14 protein-coding genes are annotated in these 14,259 nt (G+C 65.6%); 7 read left to right on the top strand and 7 right to left on the bottom strand.

Annotated features, from left to right (window positions below):
• Nucleotide 1: 1 nt before the first annotated feature.
• A complete protein-coding gene (locus KBY88_RS14630; RefSeq protein WP_254940678.1) occupies nt 2-415 on the bottom strand; it encodes a hypothetical protein in 414 nt (137 codons plus the stop codon).
• Between the two features lie 88 nt (nt 416-503).
• A complete protein-coding gene (gene hisF, locus KBY88_RS14625; RefSeq protein WP_254940677.1) occupies nt 504-1,277 on the bottom strand; it encodes an imidazole glycerol phosphate synthase subunit HisF in 774 nt (257 codons plus the stop codon).
• Between the two features lie 55 nt (nt 1,278-1,332).
• Between hisF and petP the strand changes: the two genes are divergently transcribed.
• From petP to KBY88_RS14610, 3 genes are read left to right on the top strand one after another with little or no spacing between them, the layout of a single operon-like run.
• Entirely contained in the window at nt 1,333-1,557 is a 225-nt protein-coding gene (gene petP, locus KBY88_RS14620) for a cytochrome b6f subunit PetP (protein WP_254940676.1), read from the top strand.
• A 58-nt stretch (nt 1,558-1,615) separates the two neighbouring features.
• Nucleotides 1,616-2,542 carry a chlorophyll synthase ChlG gene (chlG, locus tag KBY88_RS14615; protein WP_254940722.1) on the top strand — a complete coding sequence of 309 codons (927 nt, stop codon included), beginning with the start codon at nt 1,616-1,618 and terminating at the stop codon, nt 2,540-2,542.
• Nucleotides 2,539-4,656 (top strand): transglycosylase domain-containing protein, encoded by a 2,118-nt coding sequence (locus tag KBY88_RS14610; protein ID WP_254940675.1) that lies wholly within the window; start codon nt 2,539-2,541, stop codon nt 4,654-4,656. Before chlG ends, KBY88_RS14610 begins: the two co-directional genes overlap by 4 nt.
• Before the next feature lie 39 nt (nt 4,657-4,695).
• On the opposite strand, the gene KBY88_RS14605 is transcribed toward KBY88_RS14610, so the two are convergent.
• From KBY88_RS14605 to KBY88_RS14590, 4 genes are all read right to left on the bottom strand, one after another.
• On the bottom strand, nt 4,696-6,033 hold the full coding sequence (locus KBY88_RS14605) for a 16S rRNA (cytosine(967)-C(5))-methyltransferase (RefSeq protein WP_254940674.1): 1,338 nt from the start codon (nt 6,031-6,033) through the stop codon (nt 4,696-4,698).
• Complete coding sequence (locus KBY88_RS14600) at nt 6,030-6,365, bottom strand: MGMT family protein (protein WP_254940673.1); 336 nt, start codon at nt 6,363-6,365, stop codon at nt 6,030-6,032. Before KBY88_RS14600 ends, KBY88_RS14605 begins: the two co-directional genes overlap by 4 nt.
• A gap of 5 nt (nt 6,366-6,370) precedes the next feature.
• Nucleotides 6,371-6,628, bottom strand: a complete 258-nt coding sequence (locus KBY88_RS14595) for a hypothetical protein (protein ID WP_254940672.1) — start codon at nt 6,626-6,628, stop codon at nt 6,371-6,373.
• A gap of 1,183 nt (nt 6,629-7,811) precedes the next feature.
• On the bottom strand, nt 7,812-8,489 hold the full coding sequence (locus KBY88_RS14590) for an AhpC/TSA family protein (protein WP_254940721.1): 678 nt from the start codon (nt 8,487-8,489) through the stop codon (nt 7,812-7,814).
• A 1,487-nt stretch (nt 8,490-9,976) separates the two neighbouring features.
• Between KBY88_RS14590 and KBY88_RS14585 the strand changes: the two genes are divergently transcribed.
• From KBY88_RS14585 to KBY88_RS14575, 3 genes are all read left to right on the top strand, one after another.
• Complete coding sequence (locus KBY88_RS14585) at nt 9,977-10,351, top strand: AbrB/MazE/SpoVT family DNA-binding domain-containing protein (protein WP_254940671.1); 375 nt, start codon at nt 9,977-9,979, stop codon at nt 10,349-10,351.
• An 873-nt stretch (nt 10,352-11,224) separates the two neighbouring features.
• A complete protein-coding gene (locus tag KBY88_RS14580) occupies nt 11,225-11,548 on the top strand; it encodes an AbrB-like transcriptional regulator (RefSeq protein WP_254940720.1) in 324 nt (107 codons plus the stop codon).
• On the top strand, nt 11,478-11,759 hold the full coding sequence (locus tag KBY88_RS14575) for a 2Fe-2S iron-sulfur cluster-binding protein (protein ID WP_254940670.1): 282 nt from the start codon (nt 11,478-11,480) through the stop codon (nt 11,757-11,759). Before KBY88_RS14580 ends, KBY88_RS14575 begins: the two co-directional genes overlap by 71 nt.
• 293 nt (nt 11,760-12,052) lie before the next feature.
• Here KBY88_RS14575 and KBY88_RS14570 read toward each other — a convergent pair whose 3' ends face one another.
• Nucleotides 12,053-12,967: a cation diffusion facilitator family transporter gene (locus KBY88_RS14570; RefSeq protein WP_254940669.1), complete on the bottom strand. Its 915-nt coding sequence runs from the start codon at nt 12,965-12,967 to the stop codon at nt 12,053-12,055.
• Between the two features lie 299 nt (nt 12,968-13,266).
• Between KBY88_RS14570 and KBY88_RS14565 the strand changes: the two genes are divergently transcribed.
• A complete protein-coding gene (locus KBY88_RS14565; protein WP_254940668.1) occupies nt 13,267-13,893 on the top strand; it encodes a flavin reductase family protein in 627 nt (208 codons plus the stop codon).
• The last annotated feature ends 366 nt before the right edge of the window (nt 13,894-14,259 follow it).

Raw genomic sequence — 14,259 nt, 5'->3', positions numbered from 1 at the left:
ATCAGGCTGCCTGATCAGCGCTTGGTCGGCCGGAACGTTCCCCCAGGGAACGGACCCGGCGGGAGCGTTCCCAACCGGAGCGTTCCCCGTGGGGCAGTTCCCAGGCCCGTTCATCAGCAGCCAATTGGTCCCAGGGCAAGGCAACCGCATCGAGACTGATCCCAGCCTCACCCTCACCCCCCAGCTCCGGCGCGCGGGCAGCCAGCAGACCGTGGGGGCCCGAGAGGGTGAGCACCATCACCGTGGCAAGGCCCACGGCGGCGGAGCACACCATGCAGCCCGCCAGCATGAGCGCAAACTCCTTGCGGTCATTGGCGGTCTGCATCAGCTGCAGGGCCCAGGCCACCAGCCCCACCACCGTGGCCACCATCAGCAGGGCCAGGAGGGTGGAGAGGGATGAGTCCAGGGGCGGCAAGGGGACTTGATACGGACCGTGACAACCAATGTAACGAGCGCCCATCGATCGCCGGGAACGCCCTGTCCGGCAGCTCCTTGGTCGGGGCTCAGGGGCGGTGCACAGGCCTGATCGCCAGGCCCCGGTCGATCAGGTCGGTTTTGATCTCCTCCACGGTGAGCACGCCGTCGTGGAGCAGGGAAGCCAGCAGCGCCGCCGAGGCCTGACCGGCCCCCAGGGCCTCGGCAATGTGATCGATGCAGCCGGCCCCACCGGAGGCGATCACGGGCACCTCCACGGCTGACGCCACGGCAGCGGTGAGCGCCAGGTCGTAGCCCGCCTGGGTGCCATCGCCATCCATGGAGGTGAGCAGGATCTCGCCCGCCCCCAGCGCCACCACCTGTCGCGCCCAGGCCACGGCATCGAGGCCCGTGTTCTCACGACCGCCCTTGACATAGACGTCCCACCCCGGGGCGCCCTGACGCCTACGGGCATCGATCGCCACGACGATGCACTGGCAACCGAAGCGCTCGGCCCCCCTGCTCACAAGGGCGGGGTCGGCCACGGCGGAGGAGTTGAGGCTCACCTTGTCGGCGCCGGCGCGCAGCAGCTCCGTGATGCCCTCCACCGAGCGGATGCCGCCCCCCACGGTGAACGGGATCGTGACGGCCTCGGCGGTGCGCCGCACCAGGTCCACCAGGGTGCCGCGGCCCTGGTGGCTGGCGGCGATGTCGAGGAACACCAGCTCATCGGCTCCGGAGCCGTCGTAACGGCAGGCCAGTTCCACCGGATCGCCGGCATCGCGCAACCCGACGAAATTGACCCCCTTGACCACCCGGCCGGCGGCGACATCGAGACAGGGGATGATGCGCTTGGCAACCATCAGGCTGGGCAAGGGGTGACTGTTAATGTTGCGCCACTTTCCAGTCGCGCAGACCATGTCCCAGGCTGCCACTTCCGGCACGGTCCAGATCGGCACCCGCGTCAAGGTCACCCGCGTGCGCGACCGCATCCCCGCCGAGATGGTGGAGCTGCTGCGCAGTGATGCCACGGGCACCGTTAGCGGTTACAGGATGACCGATGGCAGCGGTGTCGGTGTCGTGGTTACCTTGAGCGACGGCAGCAACGGCTGGTTCTTCGACGACGAGATCGCCCCCGCCTGAGGTGAGCAAACCTCCAGAGCCCAAGTCCGCAGGCGGCGGCGCCCGCCAGCTCCTTGGCATGAAAGGGGCGTCGGGGACCACCAGCACCTGGAAGCTGCACCTCCAGCTGATGAAGCCCGTCACCTGGATCCCCCTGATCTGGGGGGTGGTCTGCGGGGCAGCCGCCTCAGGCCACTTCCATTGGTCTCCCAGCCAGGTGGGAGCTTCGATCGCCTGCATGCTGATGAGCGGTCCGCTGCTGGCCGGCTACACCCAGACGATCAACGACTATTACGACCGCGAGATCGACGCGATCAATGAGCCCTATCGGCCGATCCCATCAGGTGCCGTGAGCTTGAAAGCGGTCAAGATTCAGATCTGGGTGCTGCTGCTCGCAGGCCTGACGGTGGCCTGGGGGCTCGACCTCTGGGCCGGCCACAGCACCCCGGTGTTGCTGCTGCTCGCCCTCGGGGGCTCCCTGGTGAGTTACGTCTATTCAGCTCCGCCCCTTAAGCTCAAGCAGAACGGCTGGCTGGGGAACTACGCCCTCGGGGCGAGCTACATTGCTCTGCCCTGGTGGGCCGGTCAGGCCCTGTTCGGCCAGCTCACCTGGACCACCGCCCTGCTAACCCTGGTGTACAGCCTGGCGGGCCTGGGCATTGCCGTTGTCAACGATTTCAAGAGCGTCGATGGGGATCGGGCCCTGGGCTTGCAATCCCTGCCGGTGGTGTTCGGCCTTGAGCGGGCCAGCTGGATCAGTGCCGGCATGATCAACATCTTTCAACTGGCGATGGTGGGTGTGCTGATCGCCATCGGCCAGCACTTCGCCGCCGTGCTGCTGGTGCTGTTGATCGTTCCGCAGATCACCTTCCAGGACATCTGGCTGCTGCGCGATCCGGTCGCCTTTGACGTCAAGTACCAAGCCAGCGCCCAACCGTTCCTGGTGCTGGGGATGCTCGTGACCGCCCTGGCCATCGGCCACAGCAACCTGGCCGCCCCAATGTGAGCAAACGCCGCCGCCAACTGCTTCTGGTGGGTCTGCTGGCGGCCGCCGCCGGGGGTGTGGTGGCGGTGGCTCAAGGTGCCCTGGTGCGCTTGATCGATGGCCTGCTCCCCGATGTGGAGCGGATCAGCAGCTTCAACCGTCCAGGCACGATCACGGTGCTCTCGGCCGACGGCCAGGTGCTCCAGAAACTGGGCCCAGCCACCCGCGACAAGGTGGTCAGTGGCCAGATGCCGCTGCTGGTGCAGCGCGCTTTCATCGCCGCCGAAGACCGGCGCTTTTTTCAACACGACGGCATCGATCCCGTGGGGATCAGCCGGGCGATGGTGCGCAACATCACCCGCGGATCGGTGGAGGAAGGGGCGAGCACGATCACCCAGCAGCTGGCGCGCACGGTCTACCTGAGCCAGGACCGCACCCTCTGGCGCAAGTTGGAGGAGGCTGCCCTGGCCGGCAAGCTCGAACGCCAGCTGAGCAAGGACCAGATCCTCGAGCAGTACCTCAATTACGTCTATCTGGGCTCGAGCGCCTATGGGGTCGCCGATGCGGCCTGGATTTTCTTCTCCAAGACGCCTGATCAACTCACCTTGCCCGAGGCGGCGCTGATCGCCGGCCTGCCGCCGGCGCCCTCGGTGTACTCGCCCCTGGTGAACCCCGATCTGGCCCTGGAGCGCCGGGCGGTGGTGCTGAGGCGGATGCGGGAGGCAGGCTTCATCGATGACACCCAGCAACAGGAGGCCCAGGCCACCCCCCTTAAGCTCAAGCCCGCCCTCCCGAAGTACTGGAACAGCCGGGCCCCCTACTTCACCAGCTGGGTCGCCCAGGAGCTGCCGAAGGTGCTCACTCCCGAGCAACTGGAGGTGGGCGGGTTGACGATCCGCACCAGCTTGAACCTGGCCTGGCAGAACCAGGCCCAGAAGGTGATCAACACCTACGCCGCCGGATCCATGGAAGGGGCGTTGGTGTCGATGGAGCCCGGCACAGGCCTGGTGCGGGCGATGGTGGGGGGGAAGGATTTCGAGAAGAGCCAGTTCAACCGCGCCAGCCAGGCCCTGCGCTCACCGGGCTCCACCTTCAAGCTCTTCGTCTATCTCACGGCCCTCAAGGAGGGCATGAAACCGGAGGATCCGGTCACCGATGCGCCGCGATGCTTCGCCGGCTACTGCCCCAAGAACTTCGGCAACCGCTACATGGGCACGGTGCCGATGGTCATCGCCTTGCAGAACTCTCTGAACACTGTGGCCGTGGGGCTTCTGCAGAAGCTCGGCTTCGACAAAGTGATCGCCACCGCCAAGAGCCTTGGCCTTCATCGGGAGCTGGGGCGGTTCTACCCGATGGCGATCGGCGCCTACGAGCAGACCGTGCTCGACATGACGGCCGCCTACGCGGCGATCACCAACCGCGGCGTCTATGTGACCCCCACCCCCTTCGAGGACATCAACGGCCCCAGCGGTGAGCTGCTCTGGAGCCGCCGGGTGGATGGCGACCGTGGCCGGCGAGTGGTCGAGAGCGATATCGCCGACGCCATGGTCTGGATGCTGCAAAAAGTGGTGACCAGCGGCACGGGCACCGGGGCGGCCCTGCCCGGCCGCCCTGTGGCCGGCAAGACGGGTACCTCCGAGGGGGGCCGTGACCTCTGGTTCATCGGCTCGATTCCCCAGCTCACCACAGGGGTGTGGCTGGGCTACGACAACAACCGCACAACCGGCTCCACCAGCGTCGTCGCCACCTACGCCTGGAGTGCCTACATGGCGCCGATCGTCAAGGATCTGCCCGTGCGCCCGTTCCCGCCCAAACCGGTCCTGACCGGCGTGTTCCGGCCCGAGAAGCCCAAGACGTCCAGACGCAGCGAGGCCTGGACCGAGCCAGCTCGCGACCGCAACTGGGAGAGCGAGCCCTACCGGCTACCGCCGGAAAACACCCCCTACGAAGCACCCCCAGGCACCGAAGCACCCCCCTCCACCGGCGGCCCCGTCGCCCCCTCGCGCCCCGGTACCCCCGAACCAGCTGCACCAGCAGCCCCCAGCCCTGGTCCGAGCGCGCCACCACCCGTGCCGTCAGCACCGGTGGCTCCACCGCCGCCCCTCCCCCCTTCCGCTCCCCCACCACTGCCCTGAAGGCAGCCGTGCCCTGAGGCCCAAGGGCCGCCCACCGACTCAACCAGCCGGGGCCTTCAGCAGCGCCGCAAAAAAGCCATCGCCGCCGGCGGGTCCTGGCCAGGTCTGCAGTTGGCTGAGCAGCGGCCAATCGGGATGGCGACCCAAGAAGCCCTCCAGCTGCCCTTGGTTTTCCAGGGGGTGCACGGTGCAGGTGGCGTACACCAGCCGCCCGCCGGGCTTGAGCAGGGACCGTAGTGCCTCGAGCAAATGGCGCTGCAACGCCACCAACTCAGGAATCGCCGCTGGCGTCAGGCGCCAGCGGGCATCGGCATGGCGCGCCAGGGTGCCCAGGCCGGAGCAGGGGGCATCGATCAACAGCCCATCGAAGGAGCCCAGCAGCTCCGGGCGGTCGTGGGCCAACGTGAGCCCATCGGCCTCCAGCCCCTGGATCGAGCCCAGCCCCAGGCGCTCGGCGTTGGCAAACACCCGGCGCAGGCGCGGGCCGGAACGATCGACCGCCCAGACCTCACCTTGATCGCCCATGAGCTCCGCCAGGTGGGTGCTCTTGCCACCCGGAGCAGCGCAGGCATCGAGCAGGCGCATCCCCGGCTGGGGATCGAGCAAGGGCGCGATCAATTGGGCCGAGCGGTCTTGCACACACCAGTGGCCCTCCGCAAAGCCAGGCAGGGCACGCAGATCACCGCTGCGGGAGGTGAGGGTCAGGCCCTGGGGGAGGCCCGGCAAAGGGACAGCGTCCACGCCGGCGGCGGCGAAGGCCGCCAGCAAACTGTCCCGATCGCTGCGCAGAGGATTCACGCGCAGGTCCAACGGCGGCGGTTGGTTACAGGCGGCGCCGAAGGCCTCCGCCCGCTCCTTGGGAAGCCAGTCGAGCAGCTCAGCCGCGAGCCAATCGGGCAGGGATTGGCGCAGGGCCAGGGCCCCGGCCGGTGTGGGGGCTGGGGCCAGGCCTTCACCGGCCTCCAGCCGCCGCAAGAGGGAGCGCAGCAGCCCGTTGGCCACCGGTGCCAACCGGCCCAGGCCGCCGCGCTTGGCCAACTCCACCGTGGTGCTGACCGCCGCCGAGGCGGGCACCCGATCGACATGCAGCAACTGATAGAGCCCGAGGTGTAGCAACCAGCGCAGCTTGGGGGGCTGACGCGCCGCTGGCACCTTGCCGAGGGCATCGAGCCAGCCATCGAGCTCCCGGCGCCGGCGAATCGAGCCATAGGCCAGCTCGGTCGCCAGGGCCCGATCGACCGGCGGCAACGGGTGGCGCAGCAGCTCCCGCTCCAGGGCGGCATCGGCGTAGGCCCCCGAGCCCACCGCCAGCAGCACCTGCCAGGCCAGCTGGCGGGCCTCCAGGCCAAGGGCGGCAGACGCAGGGGACGGGCTCAAACGGAAACGACGGTCTCAGGCCTCCACAGATAGCGCCCCAGGGGCAGGCGGCCATCGGGCTCCACCGGGATGCCTTCGGCGCGCAGGAGGTCGGCCTGGATCCAGTCGCTGCCCAGGCGGCTGAGGCTCAAGCTGATCTGCCCTTTGGCATTCACGACCCGGTGCCAGGGGACCTCAGAGGGCAGGCTCAATCTCCGCAGGGCCCAGCCCACCTGGCGGGCACAGCCGAAGGCGCCGATGCGGTCGGCGATCTGGCCGTAGGTGGCGAGTTGGCCAAAGGGAATCCGCGCTACTTCAGTCCAGACCCGCTGATCAAAACCCGGTGCAACCACAGGGCTCAAAAGGGCAGCAGGAGGTCGTCGCCAGCAACGATCCGCATCGACGGCATGCCGGAATGGCCCCGGGGAAGCCAAAGGGCCAAGGCCAGCCCCGCCAGCTCGAGCCAGAGGTGATGCCCGAGGAACATCACCAGAAGCAGGGCCGCAGAGGCCAACAACTGCTCGAGCAAACCGATCACGTCGTCGCGGTTGGTCGAACCCTTCGACCACAGCAACGCACTGAGCGAGAGCAGCAGCAGCGTCAGCCAGAAGGGCATGGATCGATTGAGGTGAGCTTCCTTCCTAGCGTGACTCCATGGGGCAACGCAAAAGGCAGCGGACACGACTGAATCGACAGGGCACGATCGACCGTCGCCGGAGCGGCTCAAGCCAGGACCTCAACAAAGCCAAGAATGGCCCAGGGTGAGGTGCTGGTGACTTCCGCCACCCACGACCCTCAGATCCCTGGGAGCTCCATCCCCTGCGGGATCACGGGTGGGGGTGGCCAGCGGTTCAGTGCCTTCAGGCGTCGATCGGGCGGGGCCCCAGGAATGGGTGTGGGGAGGCTCGATGTCGTGTCCGATCCGTCGATTCTGTTGATCGCCCTTTCCACCGCCTGGCAGGCGTGATCACAGGCCGGAGCATGCACCTCACCGGACCAGCGCATCGACGTCCATGGGAGTGGTGATCAATGTGCTAGGGCCGGCAAGCCCCCGGCCGAAGGGGGATGAGGTCCGCCGGGAGTGTGTCGCAGGTTGTGAACAATCGAGGTGGCGTGATGCAGTCATTGGCTGGCTTTCCCCGGTTTCGTGGAGAACGCTCAAGGCTCCGCCTGGGGGGGGCGTCCTGGGGTCGATCAACCCCTGCTCATCCATGACCGGGCTGATGGGGTCGAAGGTGGAGTGGCTCCGTCAAGGGTTCCAGTCACTCCCTACGGAGAAGGCCGGCCCGCCCTGCACCTGGCGGGGGGGGGACAGGAGCTCGCAGCCTCCATCAAGAGTCCGTTTCCACCGTCGACCTGGAGGAGAAGCTCTCCACCACGGGCCTGGCCCTGCGGCAACCAGGAGCGGACATGCCGTTGTTGATCGGCTGATTGCCGAGCAGCCTGCTGTCGTCGGTCGCCCGATGCCGGCTTCCCCGGTCTGGAAGGACAAGCAGATTTCGCGTTGGTTCCGGTGAGGCCCGGGGCTGGGGACCGACGCCCAACGGACGCCACGCCGGCTGAACAGCGTCCAGGCAGGCGTGACTCCATGCCAGGCCCCGATGCACCTGGTGCGGCACTGGAACGGCCCCCAGGCTCTACAAGCCAATGGAGGGACTGATCCACGGTCGCGATACAAATCGCAATAAACTCAATTCGGTCATCGAGCGGGTCCTGGACGGGTCCGCTTTTTTTTGAGGAAACGCTCGACAGCCAGGCAGCCAACCTGCGGCTGCCTGGCCATGGCCCCCGCGCAGGATTCAGCCCAGGAAAGGATCCAGGAAGCTGAGAGGTCTGGCCATGGTGGCCGAAAAGCCGAGAAGGCCGCGGTCCTCGTAGCTGTAGAGCAAGGTGTCGTCGTCCTCCAGCAGAAAGGTGCCGCCCCGCTGGGTGAGGAAGGCGTCGCAGGGCACGTAGGTGCGCCAATGGCCCAGCACTTCGCCCATGTTGCGCAGTCGGACCGTGGCCAGCTCAAAGGGCCGCTGGAACCCTCTTCCGCCGGCTCTCGAGAAGAAGGAACCCTGGATCGGCGGCAGGGGGCCGGCCTGAATGGTCTCGTCGTCGGCGATGCGCTGGGGAGCCTCTCGATCGCCCGTGTAGCCGCGCAGCACTTCGGCCAGGGTGCAGGGGGAGCCGATGCCGGCACACATCAAGAGCAAGCCTGGCCAGGGGCCGCCGACCAGCCTCAGGCCCTCGTAGAGCCCCAGGGCCCGGTGCAGGTGCGGTTCGGCATCCACCAGGAGCCTTGTGGATGGGAACCCGCTGAAGGCACAGAACCGCTGACGGCCAGCCTCCTCGCCGATGCCGATCGCCAGCACCTCGATGCCAGCGGACTCAAGCTGCGGCAAGGCTGGGACCAGGGCCTGGGCGTATTCGAGGCTGTCGAAATCCCCGAGCTGCGGTAACAGCAACACCAGCCGGCGGCGGCCCCGGCCCATCCCCTCCACCTTCGCCAGCCGCTCAAGCAGAACCTGGGCGGCAACAGGGCGAGCCCCATCACCGGCTGGATGGGAGGTGGAAGCTGCGGTTGACACGGGGATCGGGACCGATGCGGTGCGACCATCGTGGCGCCCTTCAGGAAGGTTTCCGCAGCGGCGATCAGCGACCGATCTGATCTGAGCCCTTGAATTGAGCGGCGGGACTCCTGCGCTCAGTTGGTTCGATCACCGACCGTTGAATCGTTCGGATTCCGGGTCCCTGACGCTGGAGATGCCTGCGGGGGTGAAGGAAGGAGTGCTGTCACAAACGCATCACCAGCAGCCACCAACCTGCTGGTCCATTCGGCGGCTTCACTGACGTCAAAGAACTTGCTTCCCCAGGCCGCATCAAGATGCCAAGGCGCTGAGATCGGCATGGAATCTCCCTCCACAGGCGGTCTCTTTTCACCTGTGGCCTTTCCCCGGGGCTGGTCTACGGGCCTGGACACGCCATGGTTCTCCGATGGTGGCCAATGCGGTAACGATCGTCCTGGCTGGCCTAATTCTTCGGCGCAAGCTTGCCCATCCCTAGAACGAGACACCCCTGAAGCCGCAATCACCCGTGCAGGCAGGTGAGGGATGAAATCCACGACTCCTGCGCATAGGAACGCTGTGGCGGCCGGTGGGCAATCGAAGCGCGTCTCTCATGCCCCCTCCTGAATTGATTTGTTTTTGGGAAATGGATGACGGGGATGGGAAGGCCAGCATCCTTCTCCTGACCTCTGAGCGCTGCCACGATGTGCCGTCGGTCCCATGCCAAGGCCAGCGCGTCTGCTCTCAACCAGGATGAACGAGGGAATCTGACGAGATCACCCTGCCCACGTCCAAGTGGTTGGTGTCAGAACCAGCCCCAGCGACTTGCTCCCCCTCCCCAGAACCATCGAGCCTCGCTCCGCATCCCACATTCCAGGTGCGAAGAACGCATGGGCGGCTGATCCGACCGATTCGCCCAGGTCATTGTTCGCCAACCATGGGCGATCCGGTACCGAAGGGGGTCTCCATCCTTCGATTGATCGAATTCGCGTCATGGGGGAGAGCCCGAGCATCAAGGCAAGGACTGCCAAAGGGAGCAGCCAGGCAAGCCATCAACGATCCTTACTCAGCTGGTGGATAATCCGATCCAATCGGCTTCCTCCCGGCGAAAGCGAAGACGTTCCGTGGATGCAACCGCCAGCGCCTGGCTCGTGTCGTCGTGAACGAGGCCCCATGGGTGCGGATCATGCGGCGGTGATCGACCTGGCCGGGACGCGGTTGGGGGGTCGCCCTCGCCGGCACAGGTGGTGTTACGGCATGGGCAAAGATTCCTGGATGGAGATGGAGGAGAGTTGGCGTGCCCGCGCCTGCACGGATACATCAAGGAGGGCAAGGCGTACGACGGATGGACTCGCTGGGGGCTGGTGCTTTTCCGAGCATCAGGTAAGTTATGGAGAACAACAAGGAATTCATCCATGGCCCTCATCGGCGCTGAACTGCTCGCAAAAGTGAAGGAACTCGGAGATGTCAGCAAATCCGAGCTCGTGCGGGAAGCGGGTTACGTCAGCAGCAAGAAGGACGGGGCTGAGCGCCTGAACTTCACGGCGTTCTACGAGGCGCTGTTGGAAGCCAAGGGTGTGAGCCTGGGATCCAATGGCAGCAGCGGTGTCGGCAAAGGTGGCCGGAAGCTCAGCTACGTGGCCACGGTTCAGGGCAATGGCAACCTGCTGATTGGCAAGGCCTACTCCGCCCTGCTGGACCTCAAGCCTGGGGACGAATTCGAAATCAAGCTGGGCCGCAAGCAGATTCGCCTGGTGCCCCTGGGCTCGACGGAAGAAGAAGAGGAGTGATTGTTCTGGGGAATTCCCATTCCCCAGGTACGGTCTGTCTGAATGTTGGAGAACAGGCTGGGCGAGGGTTCCCAGGCCAAGCAAGCGCTCCTTCACTTGCTTGGATGCATCCCTTGTCTGCCTGATTGAAGACCCACTTCTTGTCGGAGCCCTCGTTTGGGCTCTGAGCGCTCCTCGCACCTCCACTGACTGGCCTTTGCGGCTGCTCAGGACGGCTTGGCTGAGCATTCAGAGCTGGATTTCGCTGATCGGGAACGGGATCCAGGGCGGCTTGTGCGCGGCGGCGTTGCTCTGTTGGGACCCCAGTCGTCGCTCTTCGTTGATGCTTCGTTGGCTCCGCAGCTCCGTGGGTCATGGTGGAGGACCCCACCTGGTTGTGCCGCGCCACCCGAAGCTCCTCAGTGGTGCAGATCCAGGGGAGGTGGGATGGGTGCAGGCATGCGCTCTGGTGGATGCCGCAGGGATCGATCCAACGGCGTCAGCCTGGCTGTTGTATCCCACCGCCTCTGAAGTGCGTTGAAACGGTGCTGCTGAAGCAGGGGCGAGGCCTGTACCGATGGGGCGGGTTCGACCCAGACCATCGATGGGCGCCGCGGGAGGATTGGCCAGAGCAACGAGGCAGAAAATGCGACTGATGAGCTGGAGATAAGCCCTGATTTGAACTGCTTGGGGCCTCTGCCATGACGTTGTCCGGCCAAGATCAAGGAATTGGTTGGCGCCAGTCAGTCGGAGCTGGTCAGGGCCGCTGGCGACGACAGCACCACGACAAACGGCAGCGAGCCCTAGAGCTTCACGGTGATTGACGAGGCCGTGCTCGTGGCCAAAGGCGTCAGCGTTGGTGAGCGGAGCAAGGATGGCGAAGGCAGCTGAAAGCTGGGCTACCCCACCAAGCTTCCGTTCAACGGCCACTGGATGGCGGGGAAGACCCATACGTCTCTGATGGATCTCAAGCCGGGCAATCAGTGCGAGATCAAGCTGGGGCGCATGCAGATCCACTTGCTGTCTTTGGGTGCCACCGCCGAAGACGGGTCAGGCCCCACGCCCGGGAGTTGTCACGGGACTGTGTTCCTCCATGCAGCCCGCTGGTCAGAAACGATGTGGACTGGCCTCAACCCATCCGCAAGCCATGGCCTCGTACACCATTTCGATCGAAGGGGGCAGCTCCTTTACGTGTGCCGACGACACCTACATCCTTGACGCCGCAGAAGAACAGGGCATCGACCTGCCCTATTCCTGCCGGGCTGGAGCCTGCAGCACCTGTGCCGGCAAGGTGCTCAGCGGCAGCGTGGATCAGTCTGATCAGAGCTTCCTGGATGACGAACAGATCGGCGAGGGCTTTGCCCTGCTCTGCGTGAGTTACCCCAAGAGTGACTGCACGGTGAAGGCCAACGTGGAAGACGACCTCTGACGCCAGACGGTTGCTGGGAGGGCTGCCTTCTCGGCACCCAGCCAGCACCATCGCGTCAGCCGATGGTTGTTTGGTGGCTCTGACCGAGCGGACCAAGGGGAACAAAGCCCAGGATCTGTTGCTCTCCCGCGCTGCTGTAGGGGCCAGCGTCAGTTCTCCCCGGCAACCTTCCGGCCGAGAGCGGTCCTACCCACCCGGTCGACCTTCCGAGGGCCCGCGAGGATCAGGGATACGCCTCAGTTGACGTCCTGATGCAGGAGAGCCTGGAGTGGTGACGGGGCTGATTCCTCCTTTCAGCCCTGCTCCCAACGGAAGCCCGCGTCATCCCATGAGACCGGATCTTCGATCGGCTCCAGGTGTGTGAAGACATGGGAGCGGGGCAGGAGGACGGCGATGTCGCGCTCCAATTCCTCGCAGAGGTCATGGCCCTGCTGCACGCTCCAGTGGCCGGGCACCAGCACGTGGAAAGACACGAAGCGGCGGGATCCAGCGACCCGAGTGCGCAAGGCATGGAAGGCGATGGCGTCCCCAGTCCGTTCGGCCAGCAGGGCCTCCAGTTTGAGCTGCTCTCCGTCCGGCAGAGCCCGATCCAGAAGTCCGGTGGCCGTCTCGTGCAGAAGTTTCCATCCCGTCACGACAATGTTGAGAGCCACCGCAATGGCGATCAGAGGATCAAGGATGGTGAGGCCCGTGAGCTTCACAAGGATCAGGCCCACCACCACCCCCAGCGACGTCCAGACGTCGGTGAGCAGGTGATGGGCATCGGCGCGCAGGGTGATCGAATGGAACTGAGCGGCTGCACGCAGCAGGAGCTTGGCCACCAGGGCGTTCAGGGCCGTCGCGACCAGCGACAGACCCATGCCGATGCCGAGTTGCTCAAGCGGCTGAGGGTTCAGCACCTGGCCGAGGGCGGCATGGATGATCGCCAGGGCGGCCAGCACGATCAGGCCGCTCTCCAGTCCGCTCGAGAAGTACTCGGCCTTGAAATGGCCGTAGTGATGGGTTCGATCCGCTGGCTTGGCCGCCAGGGTCAGAGCCCAGAAGGCCGCCAGGGCGCCGATCAGGTTCACCCCCGATTCCAGAGCGTCGGAGAGGAGTCCGACGGATCCCGTCATTCGCCAGGCCGCTGTTTTGAGCAGGATGGTGCCCACGGCGGCACCTACGGACAGCAGGGTGTAAGCCCGAGGGGAGTTGAACAGCGGGGCCATGCAGGACGCCAGGTCTGGGGAAAAAGCGTCGACGTTGGACGGTTGGGCGGTCTCCCTTCAATGGGGAAGCGCGCCTGAGGGCTGGAGCAATGTCCTAATCCCCCATCATCGGGCCCAAGGGATGTGCCCCACAAGACGCACAGCAGCGACCACCAGAAGGTCGACCCATGGGCTGACGGAACGGATCGGTTTGATCCTCGATCGAAACCCCTTGGGTCGCGGCTCTGGGCAGTCTCTGTCCCCGCGAGCCAGGCTGCCGGCCGCTGCAGCATGGGGAGACCGATGCCCTTGGCCCACTGATGGCCGCACCCGAGCTGATTCGCTCCATTGACCCGGACGCCTTGGATGGAGGAACTCTCTACCGGCTCTGCACCAGCCTGGTGGTGCCACGGCCGATTGCCTGGGTGAGCACCATCAGCGCCAAGGGGTTACCCAACCTCGCGCCCTTCAGTTTCTTCAATGCCATCAGTGATCAACCTGCGGTGCTGATGGTCTCGATCGGTGCCCGGCGGGATCGCGAGAAAGACACCCTCCAAAACATCCGTCAGACCCACTGCTTTGCCGTGCATGTCGTGGATGAACGCCTTGCCGGGGCCATGAACATCACCGCCACGGACTACCCGCCGGGTACAAATGAATTCGAAGCCGCCGGACTGAGCGCCATGCCCTGCAGCCGGATTGTGGCCCCGCGCGTGCGGGATGCCGCCGCCTGCCTGGAGTGCGAGCTGATGGAGTTGATTCCCGTCAGAGGCACCAGCTTTTGCATGGCCCTTGGCCGGGTGGTGATGGTACACGTGCAGGAGCGTTGCCTGGGCCCCTCAGGGGCGGCGATGGCGCAAGCCCTGCGGCCAGTGGGGAAGTTGGCCTTGAACGACTACACACCCTTAGGAGAGGTGTTTGAGCTCGTGCGGCCCAGATTGGAGTGAGGGGGACCCGGACAGTTGGGGGCAGGCCAGAGTGAACCCAGATGGCCTCCCACCTGACGGCCTTTCCCAAGGGCGTGGAGCGGCTTCGGCATGGAGCCCGCAAGGGTTGTTTGGGGCGCATTCGCGGCCGCCCTCGGGGTGAAGTGAGCACGCGACCGGGAGAGTGGAAGGCAGCCAGGAAACGCGCTGAACCGTTGCTGCGTCCACGATTTCTGATCTCCTCAGCCTGGCCGGTTAGTTGTGTCGCCCCACCACGTTGCTCAGCTGACACGGGGGTGTGAGGTCGCCAGGGTCGGAGTGTCACCGCCGTCCCAAGACCCTAGCGGCGGAAGCCGGGATCAGCCTCCGCAGTGCTTACAAGTGGCT

Origin of the sequence: Cyanobium sp. Morenito 9A2, from assembly GCF_024345575.1 — a bacterium.
Classification (GTDB): domain Bacteria; phylum Cyanobacteriota; class Cyanobacteriia; order PCC-6307; family Cyanobiaceae; genus ATX-6F1.
The sequence above is the reverse complement of the archived record's forward strand: the minus strand, read 5'-3'. Positions and strand labels throughout refer to the sequence as shown.

Coding starts and splice junctions, on each gene's coding strand:
- KBY88_RS14595 (WP_254940672.1), bottom strand. CDS start 6,628: ATGCCCTTCTGGCTGACGCTGCTGCTGCTCTCGCTCAGTGCGTTGCTG.
- petP (WP_254940676.1), top strand. CDS start 1,333: ATGTCCCAGGCTGCCACTTCCGGCACGGTCCAGATCGGCACCCGCGTC.
- KBY88_RS14570 (WP_254940669.1), bottom strand. CDS start 12,967: ATGGCCCCGCTGTTCAACTCCCCTCGGGCTTACACCCTGCTGTCCGTA.
- KBY88_RS14575 (WP_254940670.1), top strand. CDS start 11,478: ATGGCCTCGTACACCATTTCGATCGAAGGGGGCAGCTCCTTTACGTGT.
- KBY88_RS14565 (WP_254940668.1), top strand. CDS start 13,267: ATGGCCGCACCCGAGCTGATTCGCTCCATTGACCCGGACGCCTTGGAT.
- chlG (WP_254940722.1), top strand. CDS start 1,616: ATGAAAGGGGCGTCGGGGACCACCAGCACCTGGAAGCTGCACCTCCAG.
- KBY88_RS14585 (WP_254940671.1), top strand. CDS start 9,977: ATGGCCCTCATCGGCGCTGAACTGCTCGCAAAAGTGAAGGAACTCGGA.
- hisF (WP_254940677.1), bottom strand. CDS start 1,277: ATGGTTGCCAAGCGCATCATCCCCTGTCTCGATGTCGCCGCCGGCCGG.
- KBY88_RS14590 (WP_254940721.1), bottom strand. CDS start 8,489: ATGGGCCGGGGCCGCCGCCGGCTGGTGTTGCTGTTACCGCAGCTCGGG.